19 protein-coding genes, 1 tRNA gene and 2 pseudogenes are annotated in these 21,761 nt (G+C 49.0%); 9 read left to right on the plus strand and 13 right to left on the minus strand.

The genetic code is table 11. The annotated features are described in order from the left end of the window. Positions 1–3 precede the first annotated feature (3 nt). Entirely contained in the window at positions 4–429 is a 426-nt protein-coding gene (locus KMZ15_RS05320) for a hypothetical protein (protein ID WP_223691340.1), read from the minus strand. Positions 430–547: 118 nt separating this feature from the next. Continuing rightward, entirely contained in the window at positions 548–727 is a 180-nt protein-coding gene (locus KMZ15_RS05325) for a hypothetical protein (RefSeq protein ID WP_223691343.1), read from the minus strand. A 328-nt stretch (positions 728–1,055) separates the two neighbouring features. On the opposite strand from KMZ15_RS05325, the gene KMZ15_RS05330 reads away from it, so the two are divergent. Together KMZ15_RS05330 and KMZ15_RS05335 are read left to right on the plus strand one after the other, a co-directional pair. Further along, positions 1,056–1,349 (plus strand): hypothetical protein, encoded by a 294-nt coding sequence (locus KMZ15_RS05330; protein WP_223691346.1) that lies wholly within the window; start codon positions 1,056–1,058, stop codon positions 1,347–1,349. Between the two features lie 48 nt (positions 1,350–1,397). Beyond that, positions 1,398–2,108 carry a hypothetical protein gene (locus KMZ15_RS05335; protein ID WP_223691348.1) on the plus strand — a complete coding sequence of 237 codons (711 nt, stop codon included), beginning with the start codon at positions 1,398–1,400 and terminating at the stop codon, positions 2,106–2,108. Between the two features lie 252 nt (positions 2,109–2,360). Here the strand turns inward: KMZ15_RS05335 and KMZ15_RS05340 are convergent. Both KMZ15_RS05340 and KMZ15_RS05345 read right to left on the minus strand, forming a co-directional pair. Beyond that, positions 2,361–2,489: pseudogene (locus tag KMZ15_RS05340) on the minus strand (ATP-binding protein); the annotation flags it as partial. A 932-nt stretch (positions 2,490–3,421) separates the two neighbouring features. Continuing rightward, positions 3,422–5,095 (minus strand): WD40 repeat domain-containing protein, encoded by a 1,674-nt coding sequence (locus KMZ15_RS05345; RefSeq protein WP_223691356.1) that lies wholly within the window; start codon positions 5,093–5,095, stop codon positions 3,422–3,424. A 607-nt stretch (positions 5,096–5,702) separates the two neighbouring features. Between KMZ15_RS05345 and KMZ15_RS05350 the strand changes: the two genes are divergently transcribed. Continuing rightward, entirely contained in the window at positions 5,703–7,058 is a 1,356-nt protein-coding gene (locus KMZ15_RS05350) for an IS4 family transposase (protein WP_223691358.1), read from the plus strand. 550 nt (positions 7,059–7,608) lie between these two features. Here the strand turns inward: KMZ15_RS05350 and KMZ15_RS05355 are convergent. Further along, entirely contained in the window at positions 7,609–8,634 is a 1,026-nt protein-coding gene (locus KMZ15_RS05355; RefSeq protein WP_223691360.1) for a glycerophosphodiester phosphodiesterase family protein, read from the minus strand. Positions 8,635–8,738: 104 nt separating this feature from the next. Between KMZ15_RS05355 and KMZ15_RS05360 the strand changes: the two are divergent. Next, a pseudogene (locus KMZ15_RS05360) lies at positions 8,739–9,008 on the plus strand (hypothetical protein); the annotation flags it as partial. 188 nt (positions 9,009–9,196) lie between these two features. Here KMZ15_RS05360 and acpP read toward each other — a convergent pair. Continuing rightward, the gene (gene acpP / locus KMZ15_RS05365) at positions 9,197–9,445 is read right to left on the minus strand and encodes an acyl carrier protein (RefSeq protein ID WP_223691362.1); all 249 of its coding nucleotides are present in this window, start codon (positions 9,443–9,445) and stop codon (positions 9,197–9,199) included. Positions 9,446–10,171: 726 nt separating this feature from the next. Beyond that, a tRNA-Ser gene (locus KMZ15_RS05370) sits at positions 10,172–10,264 on the minus strand. Positions 10,265–10,520: 256 nt separating this feature from the next. Here KMZ15_RS05370 and KMZ15_RS05375 point away from each other — a divergent pair. Beyond that, complete coding sequence (locus KMZ15_RS05375) at positions 10,521–11,075, plus strand: hypothetical protein (RefSeq protein WP_223691364.1); 555 nt, start codon at positions 10,521–10,523, stop codon at positions 11,073–11,075. 143 nt (positions 11,076–11,218) lie between these two features. Here the strand turns inward: KMZ15_RS05375 and KMZ15_RS05380 are convergent, their stop codons facing one another. Further along, the gene (locus KMZ15_RS05380; protein ID WP_223691366.1) at positions 11,219–12,481 is read right to left on the minus strand and encodes an aspartate kinase; all 1,263 of its coding nucleotides are present in this window, start codon (positions 12,479–12,481) and stop codon (positions 11,219–11,221) included. Between the two features lie 306 nt (positions 12,482–12,787). Here KMZ15_RS05380 and KMZ15_RS05385 point away from each other — a divergent pair, with 306 nt between their 5' ends. After that, positions 12,788–13,720, plus strand: coding sequence for a DMT family transporter (locus KMZ15_RS05385; protein WP_223691368.1), 933 nt, complete (start codon positions 12,788–12,790; stop codon positions 13,718–13,720). On the opposite strand, the gene tilS is transcribed toward KMZ15_RS05385, so the two are convergent. The 4 genes from tilS to cysS all read right to left on the minus strand — a co-directional run bounded on the left by tilS (position 13,692) and on the right by cysS (position 18,645). Further along, a complete protein-coding gene (tilS, locus tag KMZ15_RS05390) occupies positions 13,692–15,275 on the minus strand; it encodes a tRNA lysidine(34) synthetase TilS (RefSeq protein WP_223691371.1) in 1,584 nt (527 codons plus the stop codon). The two genes, KMZ15_RS05385 and tilS, sit on opposite strands and share 29 nt — an antisense overlap. Beyond that, positions 15,229–16,212: an acetyl-CoA carboxylase carboxyltransferase subunit alpha gene (locus tag KMZ15_RS05395; protein WP_223691379.1), complete on the minus strand. Its 984-nt coding sequence runs from the start codon at positions 16,210–16,212 to the stop codon at positions 15,229–15,231. The genes tilS and KMZ15_RS05395 overlap by 47 nt, the downstream gene beginning before the upstream one ends. Positions 16,213–16,307: 95 nt before the next feature. Continuing rightward, complete coding sequence (locus tag KMZ15_RS05400; protein ID WP_223691381.1) at positions 16,308–17,210, minus strand: DNA-3-methyladenine glycosylase; 903 nt, start codon at positions 17,208–17,210, stop codon at positions 16,308–16,310. A 43-nt stretch (positions 17,211–17,253) separates the two neighbouring features. Then, positions 17,254–18,645 carry a cysteine--tRNA ligase gene (gene cysS, locus KMZ15_RS05405; protein WP_223691383.1) on the minus strand — a complete coding sequence of 464 codons (1,392 nt, stop codon included), beginning with the start codon at positions 18,643–18,645 and terminating at the stop codon, positions 17,254–17,256. A 122-nt stretch (positions 18,646–18,767) separates the two neighbouring features. Between cysS and KMZ15_RS05410 the strand changes: the two genes are divergently transcribed. From KMZ15_RS05410 to KMZ15_RS05420, 3 genes are all read left to right on the plus strand, one after another. After that, positions 18,768–19,379, plus strand: coding sequence for a tetratricopeptide repeat protein (locus KMZ15_RS05410; RefSeq protein ID WP_223691385.1), 612 nt, complete (start codon positions 18,768–18,770; stop codon positions 19,377–19,379). 133 nt (positions 19,380–19,512) lie between these two features. After that, positions 19,513–20,007 (plus strand): peptidylprolyl isomerase, encoded by a 495-nt coding sequence (locus KMZ15_RS05415; protein WP_223691386.1) that lies wholly within the window; start codon positions 19,513–19,515, stop codon positions 20,005–20,007. A 13-nt stretch (positions 20,008–20,020) separates the two neighbouring features. Beyond that, a complete protein-coding gene (locus KMZ15_RS05420) occupies positions 20,021–20,827 on the plus strand; it encodes a UDP-2,3-diacylglucosamine diphosphatase (RefSeq protein WP_223691387.1) in 807 nt (268 codons plus the stop codon). Here the strand turns inward: KMZ15_RS05420 and KMZ15_RS05425 are convergent. Then, positions 20,810–21,694 (minus strand): RNA methyltransferase, encoded by an 885-nt coding sequence (locus KMZ15_RS05425; RefSeq protein WP_223691388.1) that lies wholly within the window; start codon positions 21,692–21,694, stop codon positions 20,810–20,812. The two genes, KMZ15_RS05420 and KMZ15_RS05425, sit on opposite strands and share 18 nt — an antisense overlap. Positions 21,695–21,761: the final 67 nt, after the last annotated feature.

A 21,761-nucleotide genomic window follows, 5' to 3' on the forward strand; every position in this document is an offset into this window, starting at 1 on the left:
GTTTTAGCTGTGCATCTTGTTGGACTCTTTCTTGTAAAAATCTAAATATCTCTGCATCGTTAACAAGACATACCAACTCAAAAGCGCTAATTTCTCTACAACCTGATCGAATTGCCCTGAGTCTGATAACTTTTCTAATTGGCTCAATGCAAATTTCTTTAACCCTTCATCTGAGCTTATGAGAGATCCTAGATATTGGGATTGAATCCTTTCTTTGATTAAGTGCAACTTTAAAATAGGCGAATCTATAGGTTCATCATTGCGAGTCACTTTGGTCAATGCTTTAAACAAAGCTTGCTGGCTCGAAAAATCCAGAAACTTTTCTATTTCTTCCCTGATTTCCAGGGGAAGCGAAAGAAAACCTGATTCTGTGGATTTTTGTGTTGCTAGATAATGCAGATTGGTAGAGCTCGAAATAGGGTTCAGCATAAATCTTGTTCAATTAAGTAAAAAAATTTCATAAGCCCTGACCCAGGGCTTATTCATGACTCATCCATGCGCGTCGCCGGATTTTACACAAATAAATAACGAATGCTGCCAGCCTCTCTCATTTCGTCGGCTCCACCTTATCGCCTCGGCGATTCCGCACATAATGTTCCGCCATCTTGATGCTCGTATGCCCCAACTGCTTTTGCTTTGCTTCGCAATGGGTTATTTCGTCTGCTTCGTTGGCGGGCTTATTGCAACGATCAATACAAGGAAGCATCACCCCGAGAGCCCGATTCATAGCAGGCTAACAATTGTTCGGGGCAGTCGATGCATCTAGTAAGTAGCTCACCGACAGCCAACCACCCAGCTAAAGACTTTATGCTGAGGCAGTCAGTATTGTCAGTACGTCAAGCGAGGCCATATTTTTTGAAATTTGCGCAATTTACGGCTATGATTCCTCTTAGCATAAAATTTCAGTAGGCAATGTCTTTATCTGCAAGAGATTTTTTTCATCGAAGGAGGTGCCGCGAGGTTGTAGCGAAATAAGAGAAAACATTTTTTCTAAAAATAAATCATGACTTAGATTTTTTATTAAAAATTTAAATGCTAAATTAAGAGGAGATTTAATGAAAGCAAATAACTTAGTCAATTCACATAATGAATGGGATGAATTAGAAGAAATTATTGTTGGTAGCGCTCGACTTGCTAGGGTCCCGGAAAAAGATAAAGGAATCATCGCAGCTTCTGTCGGCGGTGGCTATGATTATTTCGACCCTGATATTTCAGAATTTTTCCCTGAATATATCTTGCATGAGACTGAGGAGGATATTGATAACTTTACTTCTGAATTAAAAAAACTTAATATCAAAGTTAGGCGACCAGAAGATATTTCTATAAATAATTTTTCTACTCCTGACTAGCATTGCGATTCTTTTTTTCCATATTGCCCCCGAGATGTTTTATTGACAGTGGGTAATTCAATTATTGAAACACCTAATTTATTTAGATCCAGATATTTTGAGACTATCGCTTATAAAGAGACTCTGATTGAATTTATGCAATCGGGTGCCCGCTGGATTTCTGCCCCTAAGCCCAGGCTGCTAGACCACGGATACAACATACAGGACAAAGCGCAGCTGAGTCTAAATAATCATGAACCAGTATTTGATGCCGCCAATGTGATCCGTGCGGGTCGCGACTTGTTTTATTTAGTATCTGATTCCGGTAATAGACTCGGTATGCAGTGGCTACAAAATGCCGTAGGCCATGATTATACTGTCCACGAACTATCACCCAGCATATATTCTTCCGTTCATATTGATTCGACCCTCTCTTTTCTGCGCCCAGGCTTGTTGTTGGCTAATCCGGCACGTGTCAATGAAGATAATATTCCAGACATACTGAAGAAGTGGGAAATTATTTACGCACCGAAGATGACAGAATATAGTTATTCAGACATTAAGCCATCATCTTCAAAATGGTTGGGGATGAACTTGTTAATGCTTTCACCTACCCTCGCTGTGGTAGACAAGCATCAAACTGAACTCATTAAACTGCTAGAAAAACGAGGGATTGATGTACTACCTACCTTATTGCGTCACGGGCGGACATTAGGTGGTGGCTTTCATTGTATAACCCTAGATGTGCGCAGAAAGAGCAAGTTGGAAAGCTATTTCTGATCGCCCCCCTTTGCTGTGTGAAGTGCTGCTTAGAGGTAAGGACCACGTGGTTGCCGGATGCGAGTGCGCAATATAAAAACTGCACTTGTATCTGGTGACGGACATATTTTAAAGTTCATTGGATCAGCTGCCGAAGATACAATGGCTTCAGCTGTGCGATTTACAGACATCATTTCACTTTTTTGCAAGCGAATTTGAGATTGTCAAACAGCGTCCAAAATTTGCCAGTAAACAGCGCCGAAAAGTTTCCAGTTAAGGCACTAAATGAGAGGGGATATTTCGATGTTTGAAACGGTAAGATTGATTGCCAGTTTCAAGGATGTGGCAATGATGGGTAATCCGGTCCAACAAAGCGGCGGTCATTTTTGCATCCCCGAAGAGCTGACGGCTATACGCCAGCCGAAAATGGGCCACCTTGATCGTTTGCGCAACGCCCCCTAATTCGACATGCTCATGGCTCCAATCAAATTGGCAAGCGTCAGCAGGCTCAAATACGAGTGGCACAAAAACCTGTGTGACTCGCGGCCCTTGAGCCTTCAGTTTCCAATCCTTAACAAAGCGTTGCACGCTGTCATAAGCACCCTGGTACCCCACTTCCTGTAACCCTTCAAACAATCTACGGGCGGTACGACGACGGCTACGGGGAAACTTTGCTTCTTGTTCTAACCATTGCTCTAGTTGCCCTTCATAAGCCCCCAATTGGGGGCGTATTGGCTGTGCTCGCTCATATTTGGGCTCCTCTACCGTCTCCACATTTTTGCGCACTGTCGGGCGCGATAGACCCATCTCTCGCGCTATCGCGCTGATGCTCTGTTTTTGTACTTTGTATCGACGTCTTATCTCGTAAATCATATCCATGTAAAACACTCCAGTTACCCCGGCAAATTCGCCGGATCATTGCATAAATAGGGTGGAAACTTTTGGACGCTGTTTCCCCTCCTAAACTGGAAAGTTTTGCACGCTGATCAACAGAATGGAGCACGTGATCGCTTATCAGATCACGCTTATTGCTTTTTTTCAGATAAAAAGAGAAAACTGAGCAATTTGAAAAAATTATCGAAGATGAGCTAGAACCCACTCAAATTTTGACCTGGTCACTTCATACATCAAATTGAGTAGCTGTCAGATCAAATCGAGACTTCATCAAGCAAAAAACTACGATATTTCGCTCACTGCATCTGCCACAGTCAGCGCACTCAACATCAACATCTGCCAATAATGATGCAGGCAAGTACCTAGATTACACGCATTTTATCGGCAGTTGCTGCAAGCTCAGTATGGTTTACTCGTCTCCAACCGTCCGGATAAAAGAGCTATCTTGCGCCTCGCTGTCTGAGTAAGGCGGCGTTTTCAGAGCTTAAACCGCAGGCATTTTCGATCAATGCATCTTCTGCAGTTAGCGTACCTTCCTCCAGTTCTCTCCCACTCACAATATACGCACTGCGCCTAATATGCCACAGCCCCACCGTCTTATCATCACTTGCAGATGCTAGCCACTGGCTATCGCTTGAGAATGCGATGCTATTCACCCGAGATGTATGCCCAGTATACGTGCATGCAAGAGATCGACTGCCCGAGACATACCACAGCTTCACTGTATTAATTAAATCTGCAGATGCTAGCCACTGACCATCGTTTGAGAACGCGACACTACTCACACGCTCATTATGTCCAGTATATGTGTGCACAAGAGATAGATTATCCGAGACATGCCACAGATTCACTCCCTCAGCACTTCCAAACGCCACATATTGGCCATCGACTGAAAACGCGGGATCTCCCACCCAATCCTCAGTATATCTGTGCACGGGAGATCCATCGCCAGAGACATGCCACAGCAGTGCCGTCCGAGTATCACTAGCAGCTAACCATTGGCCATCGCTTGAGAACACGACACTATGCAGCCCCAAATGACCGTAATAGCCAGTATAGGCGCGCGCAAGAGATCGGTCACCCGAGACATGCCACAGTTGCACACTATTATCATAATTTACAACAGCTAAATATTGGCCATCGACTGAAAACGCGACACTCCCGAATCCACTATACGTGTGTGCGAGGGATCGATCGCCCAAGACATGCCACAGATTACCATCACCAGCAGCTAGCCACTGACCATCTCTTGAGAACGCAATACTACTATCCGAATACCTATGGCTAGTATACGTATGGACTTTCTGTAAGCTCTCTGTTTCATAGAGATAGATATATTGACTCTCCTTCACAGCCAACCAGTGCCCATCCAGTGAATAACAACAAGCCTTCACTTCATTTTCCATCTGTAGTGCGGGACTTTCAACCAACTCTAATCCCTGGAGATCGGCCCCCTCTAAATTGACTCTTCTTAGCTGAGCATGGTACCAATTTACATTTCTTAAATCCGCACCTTGAAATTGCGTATCATCAAACACCCCATGACTTAAATCTGCGCCGGGCACGCGTATTCCCCTGAAATCTCTATTCTTCAATTGCACGCCGGCTTTCACCAATAGCATCAGCGCATTAGCTGCCACAGTTTGTACTTCTTCTGTCTTAGAGCGCTCCACCCAACTCAATAGCTTTTGTTCTATTTCAGAATCGATTTCGTCGTATATATAGCCAAATAGCCCTAGGTCATTGACAAACCATAACAGTTCCAAAAGTGCAGATTTCTCTACCGCCTGATCGAGTTGATGCAAGACACATAACCTTGCCACTTCATTCCACGCAAAATCTTCCAAGCTCTTATCTGAGTGGATCAAAGCTTCTTGATATTTGGCTTGAATCCTATCTTTGATTAGGTGTAGCTTCAGAACGGGCGAATCTATGGGTTCGCTATTGCGAGTCACCGTAGTGAGCGCTTTAAACAAATCCTGCTGGCTTGAAAAATCCAGCAGATTTTCTATTGCTTCTCGAATTTCTAGGGTTAGCAGGAGAAACGATGGTTTTACGGTCTTTTGTGCCGCCGGATAATGCGTAATGGCAGAATTCGAGATGGAAGTGAGCATCAATATTCTCTTATTTATTTAAAAGCTTCATTCAAATGATCCCTGTCATCCTGGGCCCTTTTCAACCCACGATGTGGAACAACGAATTTTACATGTCTCATTCGACACAATTGAACAAAAACTCTTGAAGTGACTCGTAGTGCTCACAGACTTTTATGATGCGGCTTTCGTTCCAGACCCTAGTCGTGCTAAAGAAGTTATTCACCGCGAGAATGGGCTGGATAAGGTCATGTGTACGTGTTGGGCGGGGGGCCAGTAATGGACTCTTGCTACCCGACCCCACCATTTGGCAAGGCCTTACTGTCAGATCAGATCTGAACTAATACACTTCATTCACTGGCTACCGATCTTCTGCGCACCGTTGCTCTCCATCGTGAGGCACGTCAAAATACAAGCCCCGGCCAATCCTTTCGATCCCGCATGGGCACCTTACTTTAAACGACGCCAAACCAAAACTAATTCCGTAGCGCTACCCGGTACCACGCCATGGTGCTGAAGAATGGCTTGAGCCGTGTGCAGGGTGATCTGCACGCACGGTTCTTAGAGGCAGCCCTTTCAGGGTGTTTGAGCTATCCTAAATGAGGAGTATCAACGAATCGGAGAGAATATGCTAAGAAAACTGTTCGAGCAAGCGACGCAGAAGATGCCAATAAGCGTAATGACGCGGTTATTGATGGGGTCAATATTTGATACGGAGTGGATAGATGCTTTATTTGAAAAACACCGAGAAAGACAGTACTCGCGGGAATTATTATTTTCGACGGTAGTAGAAATGATGTCGATGGTGACGCTGGGCGTTTGTCATTCACTCCATAGCGCTTCGCAGACATATAAAGATAAATTGAATGTGTCGCTAAGCTCACTATATGACAAGATAAATCGGACTGAGCCGAAGCTATTGCAAGTATTGGTACGGGAGAGCGCTATGCGTTTGGCGCCCGTGCTTGCGCCGCTGAATTTGCCAGTTACCTTGCCAGGTTACCGGATGCGAGTGGTGGATGGTAACCACTTACCTTCGACCGAAAAGCGTTTAACAGCGCTAAAGACAAAGACAGGAGCAGCGTTACCAGGTCATACTTTAGTAGTTTACGACCTAGATCAAAGCCTGGTGACTGATATTGTACCCTGCGAAGATGCCTACACACCAGAGAGCACGATTCTTGAACCTTTGTTAGCCAGGGCTCAGCCTGGTGATGTATGGATAGCAGATCGGCACTTCTGCCTTAAGAAAGTGCTAATGGGTTGGCAGATCCAAAACGCCTGTTTCATCGTGCGTGAAGCGGCCCAATATCACCCGAGGCTGGCTCAAGAGAGTGAGCTGCATTATGTGGGTCGCTGCGACACAGGTGAGGTTTATGAGCAAACAATTAGCCTGCGCGATGAAGTCCAGACTTGGCGTCGGATTGACGTGCGTTTAGATCATCCTACTAGCTCGGGCGAAACCCGCCTTCGTATTTGGAGCAATCTGCCTGCTGAGGTGGGCGCGCAAAAAATTGCTGATCTTTACCGCCGACGCTGGCGTATTGAAGGAATGTTCCAGCGCCTGGAAGCCGATCTCAAAAGCGAAATTCGCACTTTGGGTCATCCACGCGCTGCTTTGTTGGGCTTTGCTACAGCAATATTAGCTTACAACATCCTGGCGCTACTCAAGCGAGTGATTGAGCAGGCTCATCAAGAACAACAAGTCGAGGTATCCACTTACTATATGGCCAATGAGGTGCGTATGGCCTATTACGGCATGATGAGTTTCTTGCCTCCTGAGGCTTGGAACAGCTGGATCAGACTATATCAAGGCCCGGCCTTAGGGCGGCTGTTGCTGCAGATTGCTCGCTACGTCGATCCACAACGTATTCGGGTTCGACAACGCGGCCCCAAAAAACCGAAAACTAAATCCTACACAGACTCCGTAACAGCACACAAGCATTTCTCTTCTGCTAGAGCTATTAGGGAAGCTGCTCTTTGAATCAACACCCTGAAAGGGCTGGTTCTTAGAGGAGGGCGAAGCAGCAATGCTTCGCTCTTACTCGACAAATTAGGACTGTTGCCCCGTTTGACAAAATTCTAATAGGCCATGATCTAGTACTGATTCACGACCTACTCATGTGAGTCGCCGGATTTTATACAAATAACGATGCTGCCAGCTTCTCTCATTTCGTCGGCTCCACTTTTTCACCCCGCCGATTACGCACATAGTGTTCCGTCATCTTGATGCTCGTATGCCCCAACTGCTTTTGCGCACGCCGTATATCCCCTGATAGTTCCGCCTTGCCTGTCCCCGCTTTCGCATAAATCGCTCCATATTCACTATCTTCGATATAGACACTGCGACCGTCTTCTCAATAGCCCTTGATCCGTAAACCCTGATTCGGCTGATCCGTATACCCAGGGCAATCGTGCTATAAAAACCTTGAGAATAATTAGCCTCTGAAAAGTCATAGAGACCGGCCTTATTAAAGTAAAAATTAATCCACTCAGTTATCTTGAGAAAATAAATATTGAGATTTCGTCTGTGGCTAGCGCATGACAATGGAGCTCTTTGAAGTTGCCTCGCACTGTAATGGCTTATGGCTTAAACCGACCTTGATCGCCGCCATCTTCCGCGGCGAGTCCGATAATACTGCGTCCAGGCCGAGACACGCTGCAGTTTGGTAGTCGAGCGCATTATTTACTGCAAACGCCAGGATTTTCACTGACGCCTGCTGATGACGGAAACAGGCAACTGTCGCAGGTGTCCACATCATCCCATTGACTTGCGAGATACCTTCGCCAAGAGTGAAATTTTCCGCCACCACCAGCTTTCGGTGCAATTCGAAACCAGTCCATACAGACGTAAGTGGTACGCTTTCGTAGCCTTCATTGAGTAAAATTTTTACTAGCCGGCTGCGCGTTGCATCGCGCGATTCGAATAACCGGGCTTGTGGATAGCTGTTGAAAGCCTGTTGATACGCGGCCTCGGTTGAATAAATTAATACATGCGGCCACGCGTTCTCGTCGCTCAGCACCTGCGCCACCGCACGCGCCTGTGGCTCAGCGGGTAGCGCTTTCATATCGAGCACTACTGGCATGCCAACTGGTAGCGAGCGCAAAGCGTCGCGTAGTGTCGGAATGCCAATCGGACGGTCGCAATATGGATATTGCCCATGCTCGTTCTTGAAACTCCATCCGACATTCATCCGTGCCAATTCGGCCGCTGTGTAATTTGCGACCGGGCCGGACGCATTTGTTAACGAGGCGAGATCGGTAGGGCGATATAGTATCGGCACACCATCTTTGCTCAACTGCACGGTGAGCCACATTCCATCGGCGCCGTGCGCAACTGCGAGCCTGATCGCTTCAAGCGTATTCTCCGGAGCATCGCCAGTGCCGCCGCGATGCGCAACAACCTGTGGTAGCGCGACAGAATTCACGTTCGGTGTAACCAGTCCATTCGCGTAGGCCACTAGCAAATAGAGGCTCGTCAACGCGAATACAAAATAAATACGACATTTTTTCAACAACCTGAGGCGAACTCTGTCTCCCCAGTCAAGCAATCTTTTCATAATTTCAAGGAGTCCATAATAAGTCAATCCAGAGTGCCGTATCCAGCGGCATTTCGCCAACAAATGATCGAATTGGTGAGAACTAGTAGAATGTGCGACTTATTATGTGTTTTGCGACCGGAGATCGGCCAACACAGCAAAGAAAGGTTGCGGGTTTGGTAACAGCTAAAGCCAAATGTGAGCAAAGGCACCTATTTTTTACTCGTTATTTCTTTAAGTACCGCCAGGGCATTCGGTTTCATCTGAACTGGCACCATGCTTTGATTGCCGACACGGTTCAGAAGGTGATTGATGGCGAGCTAAAGAATGTTGTCATTAATATGCCACCGTGCTCTTCTAAGACCGAGCTGGTAGCGATTAATTTGATCGCACGTCAAAATTCTGTTTCCATCTTTATGCTCACTCCATCGATATTTAGATGGATGCAAGTATAAATTCACTAGCTTTAAGCGACAAGCCTGGGGTTCATGGCGTTCTTACGAAAAAAGGCCACAGCACCCATGAAAGATGACACGGGTGCTGCGGCTACGCATACTGAAAGCGTAAGCTTTTCTGCATTTGTTTAATTGCCCGCAGCCTTTTCGTGGGCCCGAGCGTAGTCGATCGCATGTTGCACGGTCGTAATTTTTTCGGCTTCTTCATCGGGGATTTCAATCCCGAATTCATCTTCGAGAGCCATCACTAGCTCGACTGTATCGAGAGAATCAGCACCTAGATCATTTACAAAGCTCGCTTCGTTTTTAACTTCTGCTTCTGCTACACCCAATTGCTCAGCAACGATCGTCTTTACACGCTTTTCAAAATCGCTCATTCATACCTCCATAGTTATTTTAGAAACAGTCCGAAAATCTCCCAAAGAGCCCTTCTTTAAAGAAGTATAGAAGCGCGGGAACTGGAGATATACTTAAATACAGCCAGGACCCTGAGCACTACAAGGCCACAAAGAAAGACTCTGTGGCGGATTGTAGACCGATTCTCATAATAGGTGTATTCGCATTACGCGGTTGATTGTAAGCAATGGCATACGTGCTCCTACCTTAAACGGCAATTTGTCAAAGTGGAGAGGCACATTAACTCATTGATTTGAGCCCAGATTAGATGGGCGGCGTCTCTAGTTTCGCAAGCAATACGTGCGCGGGGGACAAAAGAGCACACTGGCGGATGAAATTCTAGATATTGCCTGCCGTCACACAAGATATTCAAACTGACAACAGGATAACGAGCGTACCCGGCACGAAGTCGTCAACCGCTCTAAACTGTATTAGTCACTGATTTACGCAGCGTAGCATTGCTAGATTTATGCTTATCCGAGAATGGAGATGACTAAAGAACAGCTTTGCATTTAGCGTCTGAGAGCGAATTTGTAGGCATCCTTACATACTTTCTCTACGGATACCTACAAGGTCTCTGTGTACGTGGATCCGATTGCGCTGTTTTTGATTGGAGCTTAAGGGGATAAATCCCCCGTTAAGCCCTTATTTTACAAGGCTTTTCGGTTAATTCGAAGGGGGATATTTTGGCTGCCGCCGAAGGTAACTGGCGGAGACGGAGGGATTCGAACCCTCGATGCGGATTTTGTCCACATGCTCCCTTAGCAGGGGAGTGCCTTCGACCTCTCGGCCACGTCTCCGAATCTTGTTCGCATTTGAAGATAAATGCGGCAAAACCGGGATGATAGCGGGTTCGGGTTTCGAGGTCAAATTTAACTGCATTTGATGGCCACTAGGTTAAGTCGAAAAAACCATCTCAACGCTAGGAAATGTACTATATTTTAAGGATTCGCTAGATATCAAAGCGGGGGAAATCAGATAAGTCCTGTAAATTTTACAAGTCAAGCATGCCGCTCTAATCAATGTAACTGTAAATTTAACGTAAGGTAATTTTTTATGTCGCTGATCGTCGCTGGACGTTTTGATACTTTCGCTGAGGCCCAGAAAGCCGCCCAAATCTTATTTGCACACGGATTTAAAGAAGAGGATGTGACACTTTTCTTTGTTAATCCTCCAGGTCAGCATGACCCCCTGGTAGGCAGTGGTGCTCAAGTTGCAGATCGCGGTTCAAAGTCCATTTCTAAAGGTGCAGGCATGGGGCTGGTATTGGGTGCGGCGCTTGGCGCAAGCATCGGTGCCATGCTCTGTGCGGTCTTTGGCTTTCCACTGCTGCTCACTCTCATTGCTGCCTTGGTGGGTGCTTATCTTGGGTCATTGATGGGCGCGATGGCCAAAACACTTACCTCTACGCAAGAGCGGACCTCTGCCAAAATACATCAATCTGGCGTGCTGGTTGCGATTCATGTGACGGTCAATAATCAAGCAGATGCCACTGCGGTATTGCGCCAGGCTAACGCAAAAGATATTGAACGAGCACATGGACGCTGGGAGAACGGACAATGGAGCAATTTTGATCCCTTAAAAACGCCTGTTCTACCCAAAAATCTTTAATTAGGTGCGCCTGGATTGCCATAACCGTTCCGCTCTGATCCTCGGCCTAGGCGAGGAAGGAGTGCGGAGCCGGTTATGGTCGGCCCATTGTTTTGTTAGCGAGTCTTAGTCGCCTATTGTCGCTTCGCGTGGGCGTACGCTACTTAAACTTTACTTTGCCCCTGCTCCAATTCAAACGCTTTATGCAGTGCGCGCACGGCCAGTTCCATATATTCCTCATCGATGAGCACTGAGATTTTGATTTCTGAAGTGGAGATCATTTGAATATTGATCCCTTCTTCCGAGAGGGTGCGAAACATCTTGCTGGCAATGCCAACATGCGAACGCATGCCAACCCCAACGACCGAGACTTTGGAGACTTTCGGGTCGCCCAGCACTTGTTGAGCGTTGACTTTGCCTTTGATGTGTTGATTCAGAATATCCATTGCGCGCGCATAGTCGCTGCGGCCAACGGTAAATGTAAAATCCGTTTTGCCTTCTACGCTCTGGTTTTGAATAATCATATCAACATCAATATTCGCATCGGCAATCGAGCCCAGTATTTGATAGGCAATACCCGGGGTGTCCGGGACGCCAACGACGACGATCCGACCTTCATCGCGCTGAAAGGCAATGCCGGAAATAAAAGCTTGTTCCATAGATTTATCTTCTTCAAAAGTAATCAGCGTACCCGAGTGCATTTCTTCCTCAAGGGGTATCAAAGGGTCAGTCAGGCTGGATAAAACACGTGTTTTAACCTGATATTTTCCAGCAAATTCAACTGAGCGAATTTGCAATACCTTCGACCCTAGGCTTGCCATTTCTAGCATTTCTTCAAATGTAATGCGCTCAAGGCGGCGCGCGCCCTCGACCACGCGCGGATCGGTGGTATAAACGCCATCCACATCGGTATAAATTAAACATTCATCCGCGTTGAGCGCAGCCGCTATCGCTACGGCTGAGGTATCTGTGCCGCCGCGCCCCAAAGTGGTGATATTGTGCGCGCTATCCACCCCTTGAAAACCGGCAATCATGACGATGCGACCGGCGTCAAGATCTTGCTGCACGCGTTTGCCGTCAATCTCAACAATCCGCGCCTTGGTATGAGTATTATCGGTTTTAATTGGCACCTGCCAGCCCGCGTAGCTACGCGCATCAAACCCTAATTCTTTGAGGGCGATGGCCAGTAAACCCACACTCACCTGTTCTCCAGTGGCGGCTACGATATCCAATTCGCGCGGATCAGGCTGGGGAGAAATTTCATGGGCGAGCTTAAGCAAACGATTGGTTTCGCCAGACATGGCTGAGGGGACTACAACAATCTGATAGCCAGCCTTATGCCATTTGGCGACGCGCAACGCAACATTTTTGATGCGCTCGACCGAACCCATCGAAGTGCCGCCATATTTATGTACAATTAGAGCCATAGGTATTTGCTGAAACAAAAGGATAACCAGCACGAGCGTATCGCGAGCGATGCATCTGCAGGCAAGCGTTGAAAACTACATGAAGCACGCTGAAAAAACAAGCTTATTGGGCAGAATATCGTATAACTGAATGAATTTTCACGCTGCCTTCACGAAACCACTGACGCCAATACGAATACTCCTGGCCGCACGCTGATTGAAGCATTACACAACCCACCCACCGAAAACCACCATCATGATTTCTTGCCTAGTCTCATACAATACTGTATATTTATACAGCATAAAAACTCGTGCTGGGGATCACACGTGAACTACAAATCATTTTTCTTTTTATTTTTCCTTTCGGCGCTCTGGGGCGCTTCGTTTCTTTTTATCAGCATGGGGGTTTCTACTTTCGGCCCGACTCCGTTGATGGCAGTACGTGTCACTATCGCCGCGCTCTTTTTGCTGGCAATTCTCTTATATAAGCATGGTGTCAACAGCTTACACACCCTACGTGCTAATCTCTGGCCATTGTGTGTAGTAGGCATGTTGAATGCCGCCTTGCCCTTCGTTCTATTTGCTTATGCCGAACTCACGATCTCTGCCGGGCTAACTGCCGTGATTATGGCGACAGCTCCCCTTTGGGGCGCGGTGGTTGCACGGGTATGGTTTAAAGAGCGCTTAGACTTATCCCGCACGATAGGCTTGATGATTGGTTTTACTGGGGTCGTGTTGCTGGTTTGGCACCACCTGCCTATCTCTGTAGATATACTTGAGGAAACGCCAGACACCTCGCCTATTCTACTGGCCGTCCTGGCTTCACTGGTGGCCTCAGCCATGTATGGCATCAGCGCTAACTATACGCGGCATTATTTAAGCACGCTAAAGCCCCTGGAGATCGCAACCGGCAGCATGATGTGCTCTGCCATGGCGCTGATTCCGATTGCCATTATTCAATGGCCAAGCGTCAGCGTACCCTGGCAGTCCTGGGCGGTTGTCGCCACCTTGGGCATTGCCTGCACGGCCATTGCGTTCATTGTGTATTTTCATCTGATTGCGACTACAGAGCCCACTTATGCCATTTCGGTGATGTTTTTAGTCCCTATTTTTGGCGTGTTGTGGGGCATGCTGTTTCTGGGAGAAAAAATATCCGTCGATATGATTGCTAGCGGCTCAGTCATTTTAGTCGGGGTACTATTCTCTACCGGGCTGGTGAGTCGTCTGTACGTTAGCCGGAAGAATTGGTTCCGGACTTAGGGTCGGGTTGCCATGCAAGATGCACTCGCTCGGCTTCTGCTAAATCACTTAATTGAGGAATCTCATAATTCAAACCGATATAGGGTACAAAAAGTAGCCTATCGCCCACGTAGATACAGGGTACATCACGCTGCCAGGCAGGGATGCCGGCTTCTTGGAAGAGATTTTTCAAAGTGCGGCGAGGGCCTGGCGCCAATTGACGCATCCGCTCGCCGCCTTGGCGCAGGCTGGCACGCAGCGGCGCTGAATGGAGTAACGCAGCGGGCACGCTGGCTAACTCATGGCTGTCATGGCTGTGGCTGGCGATAAAAAGTAAAGTACCACGCCAGCGGACCAGAGGCCACGCCGTTTGTCCAGACCAGTGCAGGGTTGCGTCTGACGGCTTCAATAGCACATTGGCGTCAGACGCTAATACGCCCGCTGCGCGAGACTGGTTTTGAGGCCGATCGGTTCGCTCCCACCACACTTTGTCACGATATACCCGCAACTGATACCCAGCATGCTCTAGCTGGATCGTAGCGTCTGCTCGCGCCGCGCACAATTGCTTGAGTAGATTATCAAGCCGAGCATTTGAGGGCGCCGGCAAACCAAGCAAACGCAGCCAGTAACGGATTACATTGGCCGTGCGTAAGGTGTGCTCTTGGTTTAGCGCAATCAGCGCGGAGTGTGATAACACATACGCGTTGGGCTGCACTGCAATACGCTGTAAATCGAGTTGTGCTAACTCATCTAATAAAGTTTGCGCATCTGCCGCATGCCGCGCGGCCCGTGCCAGCGCGGTCTGATAAGCCGGAAAATAGGCGCCAATCTGCGGCAAGACTGCGTGACGCAAGGCATTACGCGTATAACGCAAATCTGTATTCGATTCATCTTCAAGCCAACGCAAATTATAGTGCCTCGCGTAAGCTGTCAGTGCCGCGCGGGGTACATTGAGTAATGGCCGCATATAGCTTGGCCGGTTTGTCGCTTGAGCGCCTGGTGGCGCCTGAAGATTTGAGGCCGGGAGAGCAGGCGCTACTAACCCACTATCCGCTGATTTTTTCTGTTCTTTCAGCACGGGCATCGCAGCCAGTCCGGCGATCCCTGTGCCGCGTAACAATTGCAGCAAGACTGTCTCAGCTTGATCATCCGCATGATGACCCAGTAGCAAGAGCTGTGCCTGTTGCACCTGGCAAAGCTCGTCCAAAGCCGCATAACGTAGATCCCGCGCAGCGGCTTCAAGACCGCGGCCGGACTTCCTATTGATCTCGATCTGACGCGCGGCAAAACGCACGCCAAATTGCGCGGCCAATGCGTCACAGTGAGCTAGCCAGGCATCAGCATGCGGACTTAAGCCATGATGAATGTGCAGGGCCACACAGTGCTCAGCGCCGACACATGAAATTGCCGCATGGAGCAAGACAGTCGAGTCGAGGCCGCCGCTAAATGCAATCGCCAGTGTCTGATTGACATGCAGCGGCAGCAGTGCGGCCGAGAGCGCCTGCGCTACCGGCTTAATCTCAGCGGCTTTAACGCTGAGCAGAGCCGATGGTGGTGGTTTCCTTGAATTTGCCATAGCCCATTAAACGCTCAAGGCGCCGCTCGCGCAAGTCGACTAGGCTCATGCCCTGTAACTGGCGCAAGCTATCGACCAACGCCCGGCGCAAGAATGCCGCCATGGCTTTGGGATCGCGGTGCGCGCCCCCCAAAGGCTCATTGACAATTTTATCAATCAAACCCAAGGCCTTTAAACGATGGGCGGTGAGACTCAGCGCTTCGGCCGCATCCGGCGCTTTGGCCGCGCTTTTCCAAAGAATTGAAGCACAGCCTTCTGGAGAAATCACCGAATAAGTTGAAAATTGCAGCATTAAAACGCTATCCGCGACGGCAATCGCGAGCGCGCCGCCCGAGCCGCCCTCGCCAATGATGGTCACGATCAGCGGGGTTTTCAATTCAGCCATGACATAGAGATTGCGGCCAATGGCTTCGGATTGTCCCCGTTCTTCGGCGCCAATCCCAGGGTAGGCGCCAGGCGTATCCACAAAGGTAAAAATAGGGATGCCAAATTTCTCGGCAAGCCGCATCAAACGTTCGGCTTTGCGATAGCCCTCTGGTCTAGGCATACCAAAATTACGCAGAGCGCGCTCTTTAGTATCGCGCCCTTTTTGGTGACCAATTACCATGCAGGGCTGTCCATTAAAGCGCGCCAGACCACCAATAATAGACAGATCATCGGCAAACGAACGATCCCCGTGCAACTCATGAAAATCAGTGAAGACTTCCCTGACGTAATCAAGCGTATAGGGACGCTGCGCATGTCGAGCAATTTGCACCACCTGCCAAGGTGTCAACCGTGCATAGATATCTTTTGTAAGCTGCTGGCTTTTCTTTGACAGGCGCTCAATTTCCTCTGAAATATCAACCGCCGAATCATCTTGCACAAAGCGCAATTCGTCGATTTTTGTTTCAAGCTCAGCGATCGGCTGCTCAAAATCCAAAAAAGTGGTTTTCATTTTATTTACAATCCTTATTTCCCACGCAAAACATGGGCGTCAACACTAAAGTAGGGCTTATATTGAGTGCACGCTTGGGCACTACAACAATCGCTTTAATAATCAACCGGCAGTGGATCAAGGCTACGCCACATATACCAAGTCGCAACTGTGCGCCAGGGTTCCCAATTTGCGGCAACCTCACGCGCCTCGCTGCGCGTAACCGGCTCGCCACTAAAGTAATTCAGTCCAATCGCACGAATTAAACCCACATCGTCAAGCGGCAGCACATTAGGTCTTAGCAGGTTAAAAATCAAAAACATTTCGGCCGTCCAACGGCCAATCCCACGAATTTGCGTCAGCTCCAGGATCACCGTCTCGTCATCCATGGTTGTCCACTTATCAACATGCAGCGCACCCGATACAAAATGCTGCGCCAGGTCAAGAATGTATTCCGCTTTTCTTTTTGACAGGCCGCACTGGGCAAGTGTTTCGACATCGAATTTCAAAAACTGCTTAGGAGTCAATTTAGGGCATGTTTTTTCAACCCGCTGCCAAACCGTTTGCGCCGCTTTCACTGAAATTTGCTGGCCTACAATTGAACGAGCTAAAGTGACAAAGGGTTCTCCCCGGCCAATCAAATGGACCGGACCAAACTTCGGAATCAACTTTTTAAGAATCCGATCGCGCTTCACTAGGTCGGCGCAGGCCTTATCCCAATAGGCTGGCCGCGTGGCAGTAGGCTGCAAGGTGTCGACCGGCAAAGGCACGGCGGTTTCTTGCAGCCCGCGTTTAGCAGCCATGGTGGCTTTCGCTGTGGGCGTAGCTTGGGCCGTCACTACCGTGGATCTCGTCACTTTGCCCATGGTCGATTCAGACGCCACAACTTTGGTTGCCTGGCGCGCTTTTGTCGCGGTTGCCCGTACCGGCGACTTTTTGACCGCGGCCACACTCGAGCGTAATGCTACTTTAGGAACTGTCTTACTGGCTAAGGTCATCGTACCCCCTACTTTGCCCACTCAGTTATCCTATCAGGATCAAATTGCGCGCAGACCATGTTCATCAAGCACGCCTCCATTCAGTCAGCGCATCGGATTTATCCTCAAGCACCACACCCGCGGCCAGAAGCTCTGCACGAATTTGATCTGCTACACGATAATCTTTAGCGCGCTTGGCGGCTTGCCGCTCAGCAATACGCGCGGCAATCACCTCAGCATTCAAGGCGGTGCTCACGGCAGGGGTGATTTGCAAAAATGCCTGCGGCACGCGCGCCAGCAAGCCGAGAATCTCAGCTAAGCCCTTTAACTGCCGCGCCAGCGCCGGATCCCGGCTTTTATTCACGGCGAGCGCTAACTCGAACAGTACAGCAACCGCGATCGGCGTATTAAAGTCATCGTTCATGGCCGCGTGAAACCGTTGCGCATGCGCTTCATTCCAATCCAGCGGCAAGGTATCCGGTTCAGTCTCTTTCAGCGCCGTATAAAGACGTGTCAACCCACCGCGGGCATCTTCAAGATGAGTGTCGCTGTAATTAATTGGGCTGCGATAGTGAGTGCGCAAGATAAAAAAGCGCACCACTTCTGCATCAAAATTAGCCAACACATCGCGAATTGTAGAAAAATTACCCAGCGACTTCGACATTTTTTCATCATCGATCTGCACATAGGCATTATGCATCCAGTAATTCACAAATGCATGCCCATTAGCCCCCTCGCTTTGCGCGATTTCATTTTCATGATGCGGAAACTGCAAATCTTGTCCGCCACCATGAATATCGAATGTGTTACCAAGCAATGAACAACTCATCGCCGAGCATTCAATATGCCAACCAGGCCGCCCACTGCCCCATTTAGAATCCCAGCGAGTATCGGCCGGCTCATCGGGCTTGGCACGCTTCCATAAAACAAAATCAAGCGGATCTTGCTTAGCCGCGTTGGCCGCAACGCGCTCGCCGGCGCGCAAGTCATCGGGAACAAAGCCTGCGAGCTGACCATACGCGGCAAATTTGCGCACCGCGTAATTCACATCACCATCGGCCGCCTGATAGGCATAGCCGTTTTTTTCCAAGGCCTCAATCAGCGCCAGCATCTGCGGCACAAAAGCTGTCGCACGCGGCTCAAGATCGGGACGTTCCACCCCCAGTGCCGCAGCATCTTCATGCATCGCACGGGTAAAACGTGCGGTCAGCGCGGCAATGGTCTCGCCGTTTTCTAAGGCGCGGCGAATGATTTTGTCATCAATATCAGTAATATTCTGGGCATAAGTGACCCGATAGCCAAGCGTGCGCAGCCAACGCCTGACCACGTCAAAAACAATCATGACGCGCGCATGCCCAAGATGACAATAGTCATACACCGTCACGCCACAGACATACATCTGGACTTCGCCAGCCACCAGGGGTATAAAAATCTGCTTGTCGCGCGTAAGCGTGTTATAGATGCGCAGTGAATTCATAGAAAACCGTGAGCCGGCCGTCAATACTTTACCTACAGGCTAAAGTTTACGCACCGGAATTTTGGAAAATAGCGAACGTTTTGTTAAAATGGTCGAGAGTATAACATTGTGGATTTAAAGCTATGAAGACCCCCAGTCTGGCCTATGCCGTGCGTATTTGGATATTCCTCTTATGCGCCGGCGGCACCCTCAGTAGCGCATACGGGCAGTCCAAACTGGCTATGGACAGTAGTATACCCACCAGCCATATTGCCAGCGCTGAGCACGCTGGACTCACCGCTCAACTGCACACGCTAGAGCAACGCATCAAAAACCATCCTAACGATGTGCAAGCACGCTTTAAGCACGCCACCATGCTGACCCAACTTGGCCGCGATCGCGAGGCCGTGAGCGCGTTCCAGGACCTCATCCAACGCTACCCAGAATTACCTGAGCCCTACAATAACTTAGCCTATCTACACAGCAAGCATGGCGCCTATGAAGCGGCGCGCGTAGCACTGGAAACGGCAGTCAGCGCTAGCCCTGACTATGCGCTAACGCAGAAAAATCTAGGCGCGCTCTATTTACAACTTGCCGCCCAAGCATATCAACAGGCGCTTGAGCTCAAGCCGCGCGATACGCTTTCTGCTCAGCGGCAACAGCAAATAGACGCTATTCTAGCCATGCCCGCCAAACTAGGTCATGACCCTGCTAGCCCTCTTACTATCGCGCCGGCCACCAGTGGCTTAAAATAAGAGAGACTCCCTTAGTATCATGTTTTATGTGATGGTTAACTACCCTCACACGGGATGAAGAGAGTTTCCATATTCCCGGTGGATTTTATCCACCTACTTTTTTTCCATTTTTATTTTAATAAGGATATCTTTGATGATCGAATTTCACACCAACCATGGCGTCATTAAACTCGAACTCAACGCTGACAAAGCACCTAAGACGGTCGAAAACTTTATCAACTATGTCAAAAAAGGACATTACGACAATACGATTTTTCATCGTGTTATCTCAAACTTTATGATTCAAGGCGGGGGCTTTGATACTGCTATGCAACAAAAACCCACTGATGCTCAGATTGCTAATGAAGCCGATAATGGTTTAAAAAACACGCGTGGCGCGATTGCCATGGCCCGCACCAGCGACCCGCATTCAGCCTCAGCGCAGTTTTTCATTAATGTGACAGATAATGCCTTTCTCGATTTCTCCAACCCTACCCCACAAGGCTGGGGCTATTGCGTCTTTGGTAAAGTGGTGGAAGGCTTAGACATCATCGATACCATCAAGGCAGTCAAAACAGGCTCAAAGCAAGGCCATCAAGATGTACCCCTTGAAAACGTCGTGCTCCAAAAAGCGCTCATCGTTGAGTAAGGAATTTTCAGAAATGCCTAAACCTGGCAGTGCATCGAATGACCTCATGAGTAATCAGCCAACCGATGCACGGCCGGTTTATTTTATTTCGGACTTACATCTAAGCGCAGCTATTCCATCTACCGTGGCCGCGTTTAGGCATTTCATCGAGATCACCGCAAACGATGCGCAGGCGGTTTATATTCTTGGCGATTTATTTGAGTATTGGATTGGTGACGATATGCTCGTCACGCCCTTTGCCAAAGAGATCAGCGCGCAGTTGCACACCCTGACTGAGCGCGGCATTCAACTTTACATCATGCCTGGCAACCGGGATTTTTTGCTGGGCACGCACTTGGCTCAAGCAGCAGGGGCGAAGATGCTAGAGGATCCATCGATTATTTATGCATTTGGCGTGCGCATTACACTCGCGCATGGCGATGCACTGTGCACTGCCGATCGTTTCTATCAAGGGTTTAGAAAAATTGTACGCTGCCGAGCGCTGCAGCGCTTTTTTCTGAGCTGGCCGTTACCTTGGCGGCTAGCGCTAGCCGCGCGCATCCGGGCACGTAGCCGTGCGCAAAAACGCCCGCATGAACGGATACTAGGAGATGTGACAGAAGCTGCCGTGCGGCAACTTTTTGCACAACACGGCACCACCACCATGATTCATGGCCATACTCACCGGCCCGCCCAACACCAGCATGGCACTGCAACACGCTGGGTACTTACCGATTGGGATTACGATCATGGCAGCCCACGTGGCGGGTATCTAAAGCTGGATCAAAGCGGCATGATGGCGTGGCCGCTAGAGTCTTCCGCACTACGCCACATCGGATGATTTTGTTTTCAATACAATGTGTTTGGCTAGGCCACGCAAAATATTGATTTCCTCACGCTCAAGCCCCGTACGTGCAAAAAGCCGCCGCAGCCTAGGCATCAGCTTTTTCGGCTGTGCCGGATCTAAAAAATCTAAGGCAATCAATGCATTTTCAAGATGCGCAAACATCTGTTCAATTTCATCGTTGGTGGCAAGCGCGCTCACTGACAAGCCATTGGCCAACGCAGGTGTATGATCATTACTAACCTCCTCAAGGCCTGCCATCCTGAGCTCATAAGCGAGTACCTGCACGGCCTGCGCAAGATTAAGTGAACTGTAGACTGGATTAGCCGGAATATGAACCAGCGCGCTGCAACGTTCAACGTCTGCATTGGATAAACCAACACGCTCATTACCGAAAACATAGGCAAAGCCGCCCCCTGCAGCCAATAAACACGCCTGTTGTGCTGCCGCACGGGGCGTGAAAATGGGCGGACTATAACCACGCGGCCGAGCCGAGAGCGCAACCGACCATTGCACGCCAACTAAGGCTTCTTCAAGCGAATCGACAACCTGTACAGACGCGAGTACATCCTGTGCGCCACTGGCCATCGCAATCGCGTCAGGATGCTTAAGCACATTGAGTTCGCGCGGTTTGACCAGCACCAGCCGGGTAAACCCCATGGTTTTCAAGGCCCGCGCAGCAGCGCCGACATTACCGGGATGGCTAGGCTCAACCAGCACAAAACGCGTCAATGTCAAATCACTCCCTAAGCACTGCGCTGATGCTAGCGGGGCCGTTTGCGGGTCATTTTTTTGTGGCATATATGATGTATGGGCAGTCAGTTCATTAAGGTGGTCGGTCAGGCCGGTGAGATCTTTTGTCATAGCCAGTCCGGCTTCCTTATTTAGCAAATTTTAGGCAATTGTAAATGCTTATCCCGCCCATGCGTAT

The organism is Mycoavidus sp. HKI (assembly GCF_020023735.2).
Classification (GTDB): domain Bacteria; phylum Pseudomonadota; class Gammaproteobacteria; order Burkholderiales; family Burkholderiaceae; genus Mycoavidus.